At 63.3% G+C, this 14,055-nt stretch carries 16 protein-coding genes and 1 riboswitch; of the genes, 14 read left to right on the plus strand and 2 right to left on the minus strand.

The window, feature by feature from the left end; translation table 11 throughout:
- Nucleotides 1-73: 73 nt before the first annotated feature.
- Genes trbB through NL2_RS02630 form a run of 11 tightly spaced genes read left to right on the plus strand, consistent with a single transcriptional unit; the run spans nucleotide 74 to nucleotide 9,584 of the window.
- Nucleotides 74-1,060, plus strand: a complete 987-nt coding sequence (gene trbB / locus NL2_RS02580; RefSeq protein ID WP_068071380.1) for a P-type conjugative transfer ATPase TrbB — start codon at nucleotides 74-76, stop codon at nucleotides 1,058-1,060.
- Nucleotides 1,057-1,389 carry a TrbC/VirB2 family type IV secretion system protein gene (locus NL2_RS02585; RefSeq protein ID WP_068071382.1) on the plus strand — a complete coding sequence of 111 codons (333 nt, stop codon included), beginning with the start codon at nucleotides 1,057-1,059 and terminating at the stop codon, nucleotides 1,387-1,389. Before trbB ends, NL2_RS02585 begins: the two co-directional genes overlap by 4 nt.
- A complete protein-coding gene (locus NL2_RS02590) occupies nucleotides 1,389-1,661 on the plus strand; it encodes a VirB3 family type IV secretion system protein (protein WP_068071384.1) in 273 nt (90 codons plus the stop codon). The genes NL2_RS02585 and NL2_RS02590 overlap by 1 nt, the downstream gene beginning before the upstream one ends.
- Nucleotides 1,658-4,093, plus strand: coding sequence for a conjugal transfer protein TrbE (trbE, locus tag NL2_RS02595; RefSeq protein ID WP_068071386.1), 2,436 nt, complete (start codon nucleotides 1,658-1,660; stop codon nucleotides 4,091-4,093). Before NL2_RS02590 ends, trbE begins: the two co-directional genes overlap by 4 nt.
- Nucleotides 4,090-4,791, plus strand: a complete 702-nt coding sequence (gene trbJ, locus NL2_RS02600; protein WP_068071388.1) for a P-type conjugative transfer protein TrbJ — start codon at nucleotides 4,090-4,092, stop codon at nucleotides 4,789-4,791. The genes trbE and trbJ overlap by 4 nt, the downstream gene beginning before the upstream one ends.
- Nucleotides 4,792-4,801: 10 nt before the next feature.
- Nucleotides 4,802-5,128 (plus strand): putative entry exclusion protein TrbK-alt, encoded by a 327-nt coding sequence (gene trbK-alt / locus NL2_RS02605; protein ID WP_084355805.1) that lies wholly within the window; start codon nucleotides 4,802-4,804, stop codon nucleotides 5,126-5,128.
- 28 nt (nucleotides 5,129-5,156) lie between these two features.
- The gene (gene trbL / locus NL2_RS02610) at nucleotides 5,157-6,473 is read left to right on the plus strand and encodes a P-type conjugative transfer protein TrbL (RefSeq protein WP_068071392.1); all 1,317 of its coding nucleotides are present in this window, start codon (nucleotides 5,157-5,159) and stop codon (nucleotides 6,471-6,473) included.
- Between the two features lie 6 nt (nucleotides 6,474-6,479).
- Complete coding sequence (gene trbF / locus NL2_RS02615; protein WP_068071394.1) at nucleotides 6,480-7,163, plus strand: conjugal transfer protein TrbF; 684 nt, start codon at nucleotides 6,480-6,482, stop codon at nucleotides 7,161-7,163.
- A 38-nt stretch (nucleotides 7,164-7,201) separates the two neighbouring features.
- The gene (gene trbG / locus NL2_RS02620; RefSeq protein ID WP_068071396.1) at nucleotides 7,202-8,173 is read left to right on the plus strand and encodes a P-type conjugative transfer protein TrbG; all 972 of its coding nucleotides are present in this window, start codon (nucleotides 7,202-7,204) and stop codon (nucleotides 8,171-8,173) included.
- A complete protein-coding gene (locus tag NL2_RS02625; RefSeq protein WP_068071398.1) occupies nucleotides 8,170-9,369 on the plus strand; it encodes a TraB/TrbI/VirB10 family type IV secretion system protein in 1,200 nt (399 codons plus the stop codon). Before trbG ends, NL2_RS02625 begins: the two co-directional genes overlap by 4 nt.
- Complete coding sequence (locus tag NL2_RS02630) at nucleotides 9,366-9,584, plus strand: DUF2274 domain-containing protein (RefSeq protein ID WP_068071400.1); 219 nt, start codon at nucleotides 9,366-9,368, stop codon at nucleotides 9,582-9,584. Before NL2_RS02625 ends, NL2_RS02630 begins: the two co-directional genes overlap by 4 nt.
- 62 nt (nucleotides 9,585-9,646) lie before the next feature.
- On the opposite strand, the gene NL2_RS02635 is transcribed toward NL2_RS02630, so the two are convergent.
- Nucleotides 9,647-9,847, minus strand: coding sequence for a helix-turn-helix domain-containing protein (locus NL2_RS02635; RefSeq protein WP_245647537.1), 201 nt, complete (start codon nucleotides 9,845-9,847; stop codon nucleotides 9,647-9,649).
- A 155-nt stretch (nucleotides 9,848-10,002) separates the two neighbouring features.
- On the opposite strand from NL2_RS02635, the gene NL2_RS02640 reads away from it, so the two are divergent.
- Complete coding sequence (locus tag NL2_RS02640) at nucleotides 10,003-10,182, plus strand: hypothetical protein (protein WP_068071404.1); 180 nt, start codon at nucleotides 10,003-10,005, stop codon at nucleotides 10,180-10,182.
- A gap of 88 nt (nucleotides 10,183-10,270) precedes the next feature.
- On the plus strand, nucleotides 10,271-12,103 hold the full coding sequence (locus NL2_RS02645) for a putative bifunctional diguanylate cyclase/phosphodiesterase (RefSeq protein ID WP_157082996.1): 1,833 nt from the start codon (nucleotides 10,271-10,273) through the stop codon (nucleotides 12,101-12,103).
- Nucleotides 12,104-12,159: 56 nt separating this feature from the next.
- On the opposite strand, the gene NL2_RS02650 is transcribed toward NL2_RS02645, so the two are convergent.
- On the minus strand, nucleotides 12,160-13,068 hold the full coding sequence (locus NL2_RS02650) for a LysR family transcriptional regulator (RefSeq protein ID WP_068071408.1): 909 nt from the start codon (nucleotides 13,066-13,068) through the stop codon (nucleotides 12,160-12,162).
- A 175-nt stretch (nucleotides 13,069-13,243) separates the two neighbouring features.
- A riboswitch (cobalamin riboswitch) is annotated at nucleotides 13,244-13,466 on the minus strand.
- A 77-nt stretch (nucleotides 13,467-13,543) separates the two neighbouring features.
- On the opposite strand from NL2_RS02650, the gene NL2_RS02655 reads away from it, so the two are divergent.
- A complete protein-coding gene (locus NL2_RS02655; protein WP_068071410.1) occupies nucleotides 13,544-13,783 on the plus strand; it encodes a hypothetical protein in 240 nt (79 codons plus the stop codon).
- Nucleotides 13,784-14,055 lie beyond the last annotated feature (272 nt).

Here is a 14,055-nt window from a genome sequence, read left to right on the forward strand (position 1 = left end):
GGCCTTATCTGGCTCTCTTGCTCATCCCCACGGCGCCGGCCGGATCAACGACCGGACCCGTCAGGGGATCTTCATGGGCGTTCGTGCTCTTCAATCCGAAGCGGGACAGCGCGGCAATCGCATGCTGCGCACTGCGCTTGGGCCGTCCATCCAGGGCTGGCTCGACGATCCTCAAGTTATCGAGGTAATGCTGAATCCCGACGGTCGGCTCTGGGTCGACCGATTGGGAGTGGGGATCGCCGATACGGGCGAGCGGCTCTCCCCGGCTGACGGGGAACGGATCGTCCGGCTCGTCGCACACCATGTCGGCGTCGAGGTTCATGCCCGGCGCCCGCGTGTCTCCGCCGAACTTCCCGAAACCGGCGAGCGCTTCGAAGGACTGCTGCCGCCAGTCGTGGCCGCACCCGCCTTCGCGATCCGCAAACCGGCAGTCGCCGTGTTCACGCTCGGCGATTATGTCGACGCCGGCATCATGTCCCGCGACCAGGCGGCAATGCTTTGTGACGCCGTGACCCGGCGTGCCAACATCATGGTCGTCGGCGGCACCGGCACTGGCAAGACCACTTTGGCCAATGCGCTGCTGGCCGAGGTCGCCAAATCGGGCGACCGGGTGGTGCTGATCGAAGACACGCGCGAGCTGCAATGCGCCTCGCCCAATCTGGTCGCCATGCGGACCAAGGACGGAGTCGCCTCGCTGTCGGACCTCGTCCGCTCGTCGCTACGGCTTCGCCCCGACCGTATTCCCATCGGCGAGGTGCGCGGCCCGGAAGCGCTCGACCTGCTGAAGGCGTGGGGCACCGGCCATCCTGGCGGAATAGGCACGATCCATGCGGGCAGTGCGCTCGGCGCGCTCCGGCGCATGGAGCAGCTGATCCAGGAAGCTGTGGTCACCGTGCCGCGCGCCCTGATTGCCGAGACCATCGATGTGCTCGCCGTGCTGGTTCGCGACGGCGCCGGACGACGTCTCGCCGAACTCGCCTGTGTCGAGGGTCTCGCCGGCAACGGCGATTACCAGCTCACCTTTCCATCCGACCAACCCAAAACTGGAGAACCCACATGACGTCTCGCCTCTCGCGCCGCGCGCAGCGCCTTGCTGCTGCCGCTTCCTTTCCGCTCGTCATGCTCGCGACGGCCATGCCTGCCCATGCCGGCGGATCGTCGATGCCGTGGGAAGCGCCGCTGCAGTCGATCCTCGAATCGATCGAAGGCCCGGTCGCCAAGATCATTGCGGTGATCGTCATCATCACGACCGGTCTCACGCTGGCCTTCGGTGACACCGGCGGCGGGTTCCGGCGACTGATCCAGATCGTCTTTGGCCTGTCGATCGCCTTTGCGGCCTCGTCCTTCTTCCTCTCCTTCTTCAGCTTCGGCGGCGGAGCACTGGTCTGATGCTTGGCGTTGCCGAACCCGTTCCTGGCTTCCATGCGCCGGTCCATCGCGCGCTGACCGAGCCGATCCTGCTGGGCGGTGCGCCCCGCGCGCTGGCCATCGTCAACGGCACGCTGGCCGGCGCCATCGGCCTTGGTCTGCGCCTGTGGATCGTGGGCGTTGTCATCTGGGCTTTCGGCCACATGCTCGCGGTCTGGGCTGCGCGGCGCGATCCCCACTTCGTTGATGTTGCCCGGCGGCACCTGCGCTACCCGAACTGGATGCGCGCATGATGTCGCTCCGCGAATATCGCAGCAAGCAGGCGCAACTGGCGGACTACCTGCCATGGGCAGCACTGGTCGCGCCCGGGATCGTCCTCAACAAGGACGGCAGTTTCATGCGGTCCGCACGCTTCCGGGGGCCGGACCTCGACAGCGCGACGCCCGCCGAACTGGTCTCGACAACGGCGCGTCTCAACAACGCGCTGCGGCGGCTGGGTTCTGGATGGTCGATCTTCGTCGAAGCCCAGCGCGTTCCCGCGCAGGACTATCCCGAAGATGCGTTTCCCGATCCGGTATCGGCACTGGTGGAGGCAGAGCGGCGCGAACAGTTCCGCGAGGAGGGCGCGCACTTCGAGAGCGCCTATTACCTCACGCTCCTGTGGATGCCGCCCGCCGAGGAAGCAGCGCGAGCCGAGAGCTGGCTCTATGAGGGCCGCGCCCAGGCCGGCATCGACCCGTGGGAACTGGTCAAGAATTTCATCGACCGAACGGACCGCGTGCTGAACCTGATCGAAGGGTTCATGCCGGAGGTGGCCTGGCTCGATGACGGCGAAACGCTGACCTATCTGCACAGCACGATCTCGACGCGGCGACAGCGGGTGCGTGTCCCGGCAACGCCAATGCATCTCGATGCATTGCTTGCCGACGAGCCTCTGACCGGCGGACTCGAGCCGCGTCTTGGCGACCACCACCTGCGCACGCTCACCATCACCGGGTTCCCGACGATCACCTTTCCGGGGTTGCTCGACGAGTTGAACCGGCTCGCCTTCGGCTACCGCTGGTCGACCCGCGCGGTCATGCTCGACAAGACCGATGCGACCAAGCTCCTGACCAAAATCCGTCGTCAGTGGTTTGCCAAGCGCAAATCCGTGGCCGCAATCCTGAAGGAGGTGATGACCAACGAAGCATCGGTACTCATGGATTCCGACGCTTCGAACAAGGCGCTCGATGCCGATCTCGCCCTTCAGCAACTGGGTGCCGATCATGTCGGGCAGGCACTGGTGACGGCGACGGTAACGGTGTGGGATGTCGATCCAGCACTCGCCGCCGAGAAGCTGCGGCTTGTCGAGAAGATCATTCAGGGCCGCGATTTCACCTGCATCCCCGAGGGCATGAACGCGATCGAGGCCTGGCTCGGCTCCTTGCCTGGGCAAGTCTACGCCAATGTCCGTCAGCCCCCCATTTCGACTTTGAATCTGGCCCATATGATCCCCCTGTCAGCCGTATGGGCCGGTCCGGAACGGGACGAGCACTTGCAAGCTGCCCCCTTGCTCTTCGGCAAGACCGAAGGCTCGACCCCGTTCCGGTTTTCTCTTCATGTCGGCGATGTCGGCCATACGCTGATCGTCGGGCCGACCGGTGCGGGCAAATCAGTGCTGCTGGCCCTGATGGCGATGCAGTTCCGGCGTTACAAAGACGCGCGGATATTCGCGTTCGATTTCGGCGGTTCGATCCGCGCCGCCGCTATCGCCTGCGGCGGCGATTGGCAGGATCTTGGCACCAGCCTGTATGATGGCGCGGCGGCAGCCGTGTCTTTGCAACCACTCGCCCGGATCGATGAAGCGTCGCAGCGCAATTGGGCAGCCGAATGGCTGGCGGCGATCCTTGGCAGCGAAGGCGTAACCATCGACCCGCAGGCGAAGGAGCATATCTGGTCGGCGCTGGGATCGCTGGGATCAGCCCCTGTGCCTGAGCGGACGCTCACCGGGCTTGCGGTGCTGCTGCAATCGCAGGAACTGAAGCAGGCGCTCGCGCCCTATTGCCTCGGCGGCCCCTACGGTCGGCTGCTTGATGCCGAAGTCGAACATCTTGGCGAGACCAGTTTCCAGGCCTTCGAGACCGAGGGGCTGACCGGGTCGGCTGCCGCGCCTGCAGTGCTGTCCTACTTGTTCCATCGTATCGAGGGCCGCCTCGACGGTTCGCCCACCCTCATCATCATCGACGAGGGCTGGCTGGTGCTCGACAGCCCGGCGTTTGCCGCGCAGCTGCGCGAATGGCTGAAGACGCTGCGCAAGAAGAACGCGAGCGTCATCTTCGCGACGCAAAGCCTTGCCGATATCGAGACGAGCGCGATTGCGCCTGCCATCATCGAAAGCTGCCCGACGCGCATCTTCCTGCCCAATGAACGGGCGATCGAGCCGCAGATCACCGCAATCTATGAGCGCTTCGGCCTCAATGCCCGCCAGATCGAGATCCTCGCGCGGGCGGCTCCCAAGCGCGACTATTACTGCCAGTCGGCGCGCGGCAATCGGCTGTTCGAACTGGGGCTGGGCGAAGTCGCACTCGCCTTCACTGCCGCCTCGTCCAAGACCGACCAGCTGCGCATCGCCGAGCTTGTTGCCCAGCACGGGCAGCAAGGCTTCGCCCGCGCCTGGCTCACCGCGCGCGGCCTGCCCTGGGCCGCCGAATTGCTTCCACCCCCCAACGAGGAAATCTACCCATGAAGAAGGCCCCCATCCGTCTCGCCCTGATGGCAAGCATCGCCAGTGTGGTGACACTTGCCAGCGTTCAGCCGGCGAGCGCGATCATCGTCTATGATCCGAGCAATTACGCACAGAACGTGCTGACCGCCGCCCGGACGCTGGCGCAGATCAACAACCAGATCCGTCAGCTCCAGAACCAGGCGACATCTCTGGTGAACGAGGCGAAGAACCTCGCCAACCTGCCGCTCGATGTGTTGCAGCCGCTGCAGAACCAGATCCGCCAGACCCAGCAGCTGATCAATCAGGCCCAGCATCTCGCCTATAACGTCCAGGACATCGAGCGGACTTTCGCCGACAAGTACAAGTCGATCCCGATGTCGGCCTCCGATCAGACGCTCGTCGCCAACGCGCGTGAGCGCTGGGAGACGAGCGTCGGCGCCTTCGAGGACGCACTGAAGGTGCAGGCAGGTGTTGTCGGCAATATCGAAGGCTCGCGTGCATCCATGGAACGACTGGTCACCGCCAGCCAGTCGGCGACCGGCGCGCTACAGGCTGCACAGGCTGGTAATCAGTTGCTCGCGCTCCAGTCGCAGCAGCTTGCCGATCTCACCGCCATGCTGTCCGCGCAGGCCCGGAGCCAGTCGCTCGAAGCCGCACGGCAGGCGACGGCAGAAGCTGACGGCCGGGAACGGTTCCGTCGGTTCATCGGCGGCAAGTGAGCGCGTCGCAATGTCAAGAAACGCCAGGATTGCGGCGGCTGCGGCCCTTGCCGGATTGATGCTCACGGTGGCGGTGATTGCCGCCACCGACACCAAGGATGAACCGGCTGCCGGTCAGGTCCAGCCCCGTCCAAGCGGTGATCCGCTGGCGGCGGAACTTGCTCGCTGCAGCCGACTGACCATGCCCGATGCCTCATGCGAGGAGGTCTGGAATGCACATCGCCGCCGTTTTCTCGGCGACGATGTGATCGAGATCGTGCCCGATCCCGACAGCCTCGTCGACAGCCCCGACCCTGAGGCAACTGCAGCCGTGCCAACACCCAGCGCCAGCTACTGATCCTCCTGCCGCGAATCTGGACATTCCCATGAACGACACCGGCGTCATCGACAGCTTTCTGTCTGTCTTCAACAGCTACATCGACAGCGGCTTCGGCCTGCTGGGCGGCGAGGTCGGGTTCCTGTCCTCCACGCTGATCGCGATTGACGTGGTCCTGGCCGGATTGTTTTGGGCGTGGGGCGCCGACGAGGATGTGATCCAGCGCCTGGTCAAGAAGACGCTTTACATTGGCACCTTCGCCTACATCATTGGCAACTTCTCCTCTCTCGCCAATATCGTCTTCCAGAGCTTTGCCGGTCTTGGCCTCAAGGCCAGCGGCGGGGCCATGAGCCTGGCCGAGTTCATGAAACCGGGCACGATCGCCGCCACGGGTCTGAACGCGGCGCAGCCGCTGATCGAGGCGACAGGCGATCTCATGGGCTTTGCCGCCTTCTTCGCCAATGTCGTGACGATCGTGATCCTGCTGCTCGCCTGGGTCATCGTCGTCCTCGCCTTCTTCATCCTCGCCGTGCAGGTGTTCATCACCCTCATCGAGTTCAAGTTGGTGACCCTGGCAGGCTTCGTCCTGCTGCCCTTCGCCTTCTTCAACAAGACCGCCTTCATGGCCGAGCGGGTGCTCGGCCATGTCGTCTCGTCGGGCATCAAGGTGCTGGTTCTGGCCGTCATCACCGGGATCGGCACGACGCTGTTTGCCCAGTTCACCGCCGGCTTTGGTGGAGTTCCGCCGACCGCCGAACAGGCGATGTCGATCGCGCTGGCCTCGCTGGCGCTCCTGGGCCTCGGCATATTCGGTCCCGGCATCGCCAATGGCATCGTCTCAGGCGGACCGCAGCTCGGCGCAGGGTCCGCTGTGGGAACCGCGCTTGCCGCAGGCGGCACTCTCGCTGCCGGTGTTGCCGGCGCGCGGCTCGCCGGTGGCGCCGCCGCCAGTGCGGTTGCCGGTGTCACACACAAGGGAGCGCAGGCCGCGGGCGGTGCGAGCATGGCTTACGCCCTGGGTTCGGCCGGAAAGAGCGGGGCATCTGGAGTAGCATCAGGCCTGGGCGCTGTCGGCCAGGCGGCGGGCGGTGCGGCGATGTCGCCGCTGCGCAAGGCGTCCGCTTCGCTGAAGCAGGACTTCCGGGAAGGCGCGCGCGGCGCGGTCAGCGCGACCGGCGGCACGATTTCTGGCGGTAAAGCCGATGGAGGTGCCCCTGCAACCGAAGCGTCCGACCGGCCCGCATGGGCCAGCGCCATGCAGCGCCGTCAGGCTCTCAATCAAGGCGTTTCGACGGCCGCCCATGCCCTGCGGGCAGGCGATGGCGGCGGGGCCGGGAGCGCCGTCAATCTCAGCGAAAAGGACTAACCTGAAATGTTCAAACGACCATCCATCCGTTACGGGGAAGCGCCCGAACCGGTCACCCCCTATCAGCGTGCGGCGCAGGCCTGGGATGACCGCATCGGTTCGGCGCGTGTGCAGGCCAAAAACTGGCGACTTGCCTTCTTCGGCACGCTGGCCCTGTCGGGCGGCCTTGCCGCCGGGCTGGTCTGGCAATCGGCACGCGGCACGATCACGCCCTGGGTGGTCGAGGTCGATAAACTGGGCTCGGCTCAGGCGGTGGCGCCGGCGGATGCCGATTACCGTCCGACCGATCCGCAGATCGCCTATCATCTCGCCCAGTTCATCGAGGAAGTGCGCAGCATCCCTGCTGACCCCGTGATCGTGCGCGAAAACTGGCTCCGCGCTTACGACTTCACCAGCGACAAGGGTGCATTGGCGCTCAACGACTACGCCCGTAGCAACGATCCCTTCACGCAGATCGGCAAGCTCCAGGTCGGGGTCGATGTGTCGAGCGTGATCCGTGCTTCCGCGGGCAGCTTCCGGGTCGCCTGGACCGAGCGGCACTACCGCGACGGCAGTCTGGCCGCGACCGAACGCTGGTCGGCGATCCTCGGAATCGTCACCCAGACTCCGCGCACACCCGACGCCCTGCGCAAGAATCCGCTCGGCCTCTTCGTGCAATCCATCAACTGGTCGAAGGAGCTTGCCCAGTGATCGCTACCAATCTCATTAAATCGCCCCGTGGCTCGGCCATGGCCATGTTGCTGGCAACCGCTGCCCTGGTTATCACCGCCCCAGTCGAAGCGCGCGCCCGCAAGACCGTTCCCGAGCTGATTCAGCCCGCCGTAAAGGTGGAAGAACCGATGATGCCGCTCGTCATCGCCATTCCCGAACCTCTGCCGCTTCCCGGCCAGTTGAAGCCGCTCACGGCGGCGCGCCGGGGAGGCGCGAGTGATCCGCAGTCCCGGATCGGCGCTGCCAATGCCGCCGCGCGCGTGCAGCCCGTTCGCGATGGCTTCATCAACGCGATCCAGCAATTTCCCTACAGTGATGGCGCGCTTTACCAGGTCTATACCGCGCCCGGGCAGGTCACAGACATTGCGCTGCAGGAAGGCGAGCAGCTGGTGGGGGCGGGGCCAGTGGCTGCCGGTGACACAGTGCGCTGGATAATCGGCGACACCCAGAGCGGTTCCGGTCCGCTTCAGCGCGTCCACATTCTGGTGAAGCCGACGCGCAGCGGGTTGCTCACCAATCTCATCATAAACACTGATCGGCGGACATATCACCTCGAACTGCGCAGCACGCCGGCGACCTATATGGCATCTATGTCCTGGATCTATCCGCAAGACGAGCTGATCGCGCTTCAGGGCCGAGCGGCAGGCGCACAGGCCATGACGCAGGTGTCATCCGGCATCGATGTGGGTGCGCTGGAGTTCGGATACAGGATCGAGGGTGACAAGCCGCGCTGGCGGCCCACCCGCGTATTCGACGATGGTCGGCAGGTGTTCATCGCCTTTCCCGCTGCCATCGCACAGGGCGATATGCCGCCGCTCTTCGTGATCGGCGCATCTGGCACGGGCGAACTCGTCAACTACAGGGTGCGCGGCACCTACATGATCGTCGACCGGCTGTTCGATGCTGCCGAGCTTCGGCTTGGCGACCGCAAGAGCGAGCAGCACGTGCGGATCATGCGCGACACCCGCCGCCGGAGTGCGCCGCGATGAACCCGCAGGCAACGACAGGCGCGTCCACGCCGCTGCCCGATCTCTCGCTGCGACCGCCTTTGCCCCGTGTCATGCGGCTGTCCCGAAAGGCGATCATCGGTCTATGTCTCGCCGCGTCTGCTGGTATCGGCGGATCGCTCTTCTATGCCCTGTCGAGCGGGTCCAGAACGCCGCCGGAAAACCTGATCGGCACTGGCAGCGAGTCCGCCTCCGATACACTGGCCTCAGCGCCGAAGGATTATTCGCAGGTGCCCAAGCTTGGACCGCCGCTTCCCGGCGATCTGGGTGGGCCGATCCTCGCCGCACAGCAGCGGGGCGACGTGATCGCCATCCCATCTGGCGCGCCGCAAACTGCGTCGCGTGGCGCGGACCCAGAGGAAGCCCTGCGCCAGCGCATTGCGCAGGAACGCGATGCGGCGCGGACCAGTCGCCTGTTTCTGGCTGGCGAGGGAAGTGTTGGCTCTAGCGGTCCATCGATTGCAGAAGCTTTGGCGGCTGGCGTGCCGACACAACCGGGTAGCGATGCGCCGCCCGCAAATCAGTCCGACCAGGCAAGCAAGCGCGCTTTCCTGAAGCCCGTCAACACGGCCACGACCAGCAGCGCCCGGCTCAGCGGGATGATCTCGCCTTCGACCTTGCAAGCGGGCAGCATCATCCCGGCTGCGCTGATTACCGGGATACGATCCGACCTTCCAGGCCAGATCACCGCGCAAGTGACCGCCAATGTCTATGACAGCCTTACGGGCCGTATTCTTCTGATACCCCAAGGTGCGCGGCTCATCGGCGAATACGATTCCGAAGTGTCCCACGGTCAGAACCGTGTCCTGCTCGCCTGGGATCGACTGATCCTCCCCGATGGCCGCTCGATCCAGCTTGACCGGCTGTCCGGCGCCGATGTGCGCGGTTTTGCCGGGCTGCAGGACGGGACCGACTACCATTGGGGCAATATGGCCAAAGCAGCGCTCATATCGACCTTGCTGGGCGTCGGCTCGGAGCTGGGCGCGGGCGGGGACAGCGACCTTGTGCGCGCTGTCCGGCGCGGATCGCAGGACACGATCAGCCAGACTGGCCAGCAGATTGTCGGGCGCGAACTCAATGTCCGGCCGACACTCACGGTTCGGCCAGGATATGCGCTGCGCATCATAGTGACGCGCGACCTCATACTTGAGCCCTTGCTGGAGGACCGTCGGCGATGACCAGGCTGAAGCTGGGGTCATTGAGCGATGACAAGCCGGTCAGGTTGGCCGTCGAATTGCCGGCGTCCGTCCACCGCGATCTCGTTGCCTATGCGGGCATCCTCGCCGAGGCATCAGGGCAATCGCAACTGCCGCCAGAACGGCTCGTTGCGCCGATGCTGGCGCGGTTCATGGCAACCGACAGGGCCTTCGCTAAGGCGAAACGAAGCGGCTAGAGGTTGTCCTGCTTGGCTTGGAGGTAGCGCTTGCTGTCTTTTGGCCAGAGGCGCTGGCGGCCTTATTCTGGTTCCGTCAGAAGCAGATAGGGACTGATTTCAAGCCCTTTGGCAATTCTCTCGATGTTGTCGATCGACACATTGCGCTCGCCGCGCTCGACACCGCCAATGTAAGTGCGGTCCATCTCGATATCGAGCGCAAAATCCTGCTGGCTTACACCGCGCGCCTTTCGGCGCTGGCGGATATTAGCCGCCAGTATCATCCGAAGTGTGCCTGGGTGCGTGCGTTTCACATCCCATCATTCTGCCCAAGATGGTTATAAGGCGACGGACTTTAAGTATCATTTAAGGTCTGAGGCCTAAATTGTTCCTGGCAGCCGGACATGGCTCGCAAGGGCACCTTGGAACGAACGGCAGTATGACAGACCCGTCTCAAATCCGGAAGCACGCTATCGTGCTGATGCGCAAAGCACTGCTCCTGCTCGATGAGGCAGGCGAGAAAGTAGCTGCCGCCCATCTCCAATTCGCCATCGACATCGCAGCCAAGTCGAACCCGATCAGAACGAACCAATACGGACCTAATTGGAGTGCCGATTAGTGAAGGCTTAATCACGAGATACTATGGCCTCAAGAAAAATGGGCCGCGATCACACTGGAGAATAATTATCCTATAAAGTGGAGGATTCGTGCTCAACCTGCGCAATATAATACTTGAGATGATTGCGAAGGGAGCCGACCTGAAGGCGACCATCGACCGTCTGTGCCAGGAAATCGAAACCCTGGTGCCAGACCTGGTCTGCTCGGTGCTGATCGTCGACCGCGACGGAATTCTCCATTCACTCGCTGCACCCAGCCTGCCCGAATCCTATTCGGCGGCTTTCAATGGCCTCATGATCGGCCCTGAGCTGGGCTCGTGCGGCAGCGCCGCATACCTGCGAAAGCCGGTCATCGTGACGGACATCGCCACAGATTCTCGCTGGGTCGAATACGGGGAAGCGGCACTGTCATTGGGCCTGCGGGCATGTTGGTCCACCCCGATCTTCGACGAGAACGAGCGGGTGATTGGCACTTTCGCCTTCTACTATCGCGCAGTCCGAGAGCCGACGGATGCCGAACAGGTGATTGTCGATGCCTGCATTCCCCTGTGCTCGATTGCGCTCGCTCGCCACGGCCGCGTGCTGGAGCGCGAACGGCAGGCCAATGTCGATGCCTTGACCCAGATCGCCAATCGGTCCTCCTTCGGCGTCGCACTCTCTTGTCTTTCCTGCGCGGAGCCAGGCACCTGGGGACTTTTCGTACTCGATCTCGATAATCTCAAAGTGATCAACGACAGTTTCGGTCATCATGCCGGTGACATGCTGCTTCAGGCTACCGCAGAGAGGATCACAGCGGCGGCTTTGCCCAACCGTGCATTCCGCGTCGGAGGCGATGAATTCGCAATCCTGGTCCAGTCGCCGGAAGCGCTCCGCGATCTCGATCACTTCGCCAGTGCCTTGCTAGAAAGCCTCTGCGAACCGATCGACTGCAATGGCCACGCGATCTTGCCGCAGGCGACGATCGGCGGCGCGATCCTATCGAGCGGCGATCGTAGCGCCGATGAAGTCCGGCAGAATGCCGACTTTGCCCTATATCACGCCAAGGAGACGGGCCGTGGCGGGTTTGTCCGTTACTGGCCGGGTCTCGACACCAGGATCACCCATCGCATCGCGGCCATTCGAGATGTCGATGCCGCTTTGCGTGATGGCCGGATTGAGGCTTATTATCAGCCGGTAGTTCGCCTCGATACCCGTAGGATCGTCGCGCTGGAGGCGCTCTGCCGGCTTCGCATGGCCAATGGGAGACTGCTGGCAGCCGCGGCATTCAGGGAAGCGACTACCGACGCCCGCACCGCTTCGGAGCTCACCGAACGCATGTTGACCATCGTCTCAGCCGATGTCCGTGCCTGGCTGGATATGGCCATTCCGCTCCAGCACATCGGCATCAATGTCTCGCTGGCGGATTTCCATGGCGGCAGGCTGGATCAGCAGATTGCTTCCGCGTTCACTGGTCATGGGTTGCCACTTGAGCATTTGGTCATAGAGATCACAGAAAGCGCCTATCCGATGTTGCGGGACAAGGCGGTGCTCCAGGCGATCAAATCACTCCGGTCCAAGGGGCTACGGGTCGCGCTGGACGATTTCGGAACTGGCGGAGGCTTGCTCATGCCATTGCTGACGATGCCGGTTGATATGATCAAGATCGACAAGGTGCTGGTTGACCGACTGGCGGCGGATGGTGCTGGCGCGGCTGTTATCGGCGGGTTGCTCCGCACGGCTCGGGATTTGAATATCGAAGTGGTGGCCGAAGGGATCGAGACTGAGGCGCAGGCCGTCCATCTCGTGGAACTGGGCTGCGAACTGGGCCAGGGCTATCTCTTCTCGAAGGCGGTGAGCCGGGACGCGACGACGAGCTTGCTGGTCCTGAATGGTTCCGGAGAAATTCCGTATTCAAAGGTTATCAAGCAGAAGCGCGCACAATGATTCACGTGACGATCAGAACCCTATGAAGCGGTGCGTCAATCCAAGCAGGACAAAAACTAGAAGTTGAACGCCGACAAGGAGAACCGGGCCGTGACGAAGGCCAGGAACGCCTTTAGCACGGGGTTCGCGTTGTCCTCGCGCCAATAGGCTGAAAACCCGACCCTTGTCGGTCCATCACGATCATGGATCTCGCGGAAGACCGTGCCTGTGATGCCAAGCCCAAGGGCGGCTTCAACAACGATGGCAATGTGCTCCCCAGAGCCGATCGAAGCCAGCAATGTCTCTCTGCTGACGTCTTCCATCTGGATGTCAGGCTGGTGCGACGCATCGGCCAGCTTACCCAACAGCAGCTGGCGGAATTGAGGGCCGGGATCACGCTGCGTCAGCCGGAAGCGTTCTCCTCGCAGATCGGTCCAGTAAATGACATCCGCCTGCCCGAGTGGATTTTTGCTAGGCAAAGCGACGTGAATCCGCTCGCTCCACAGGGACCGACGGTTGAGCTGGGGTTCGCGGCCTTCACCGGGCATGATCGCGATGTCGATCAGGCCGCTCTCCAGACCACTGAGCAAGTGATCGCGGTCGCGCTCGAACCGCTCGATGCGAATTGCCTCGTTGCCGCCGGCGAAGCCTTCCAGCGTGGCGCGCAAATTGCCGGCCGAGAGGGACGTATAGAACCCTACCGCGAGCCGGCCCGAACGGCCTTTGCGCGTATCATGCAGCCAGCTGTTCAGTTCGCCGAACTCGCGGACAATGCGCTCGGCTGTCTTGAGATAGCTCTGTCCCGCAGACGTCAGGACCGCGCCGCGTGACATACGCTCGAACATCTCGATTCCGAGGCGCTTTTCGAGTGCGAGCAACTGGCGGCTCAATGTCGACTGTTTGATGCCGAGCCGCTTGGCGGCCCTGCTGAAACTGCCGGATTCTGCCGCAAGCACCAGATAGCGCAACTGCCGCAGCTCGATCACTGCCGCTTCTGTCCGGGTTCTATAATTCGCACCGTCACCTCCGCACCCAGGCGAGTGCAGCTGCAATAGCCACACGGCCAGCGAGCTACTCCACCAAGGCAAACTGCCTGGCAGTGCTCCGCTCTCCATGTCGCCCGAAACGGTACCCCGCGCGCAGGCCAACCCCTGAACCACGCAACAGCGACGTGCGAAGGCCGGTTTCCTGGCTCACGGATCAACACACGGCATTCGCGCCTTCCCGGAGACTGGTCCCCAGTGGCGGCCCAGGCATTGCTGCCTGAGCTATGAGCGCCGCGCTAGCCGCTTACAGTTGCAGGGACAGCTGCGGCTTCGGAGCCAAGGCTCCATACCGCATTCCCGATTAAGTCCTCTCGGACACCAACGCGCTAAAATCACTACAAGCTATACTTGTAGTTGGGAACGGACTGCCGATGAAATGGCTTTCCCGTCAGCCGAATAGAAGTCGGCTATTGTGATGAGTACCTATTCGACCGCGATTTTGCCCACCGTCGGCAGTCTGGCCGTTGCCTTGCCCTTGTTGCGAGTCAGGGAACCAACTGCGAAGCCGGTTTGTCTGAATGCGCAATCCCAAGACGACCTCGCCGTTGTCGACTCCTCAGGGGCTTTGCTCGGAATCCTGACCGAGAAATATGTCCGCCGCCGCTATGCCGACGAAGCCGACCGCGCGCTGCGGGAACTTTACGGCGAGGAGTAGGCTACTTCGTCCCGGAGACGCTCGCCACGCAGATTGATGCAATCGACGCAGGGCTTTCTGCATTCAGGAACGCCCGAAAATAGGCAAGCCGAAATCGGCGAGACATGAACTCCCCCCCATGGCGCGTCAGTCGCAGCTACAATCTCGCCCCTCGAGTCCAAACCTTCAAAATGGAGGTGGCCCGGCACTACCCCGACATGGCCGTTGGCCCTCCTGACGTCGCCGCCGACGAGAATGCTATTCTCCTTCAATCGCGCGGAAGTACGGACAAC

Source organism: Novosphingobium lentum NBRC 107847, from assembly GCF_001590965.1.
GTDB lineage: Bacteria > Pseudomonadota > Alphaproteobacteria > Sphingomonadales > Sphingomonadaceae > Novosphingobium > Novosphingobium lentum.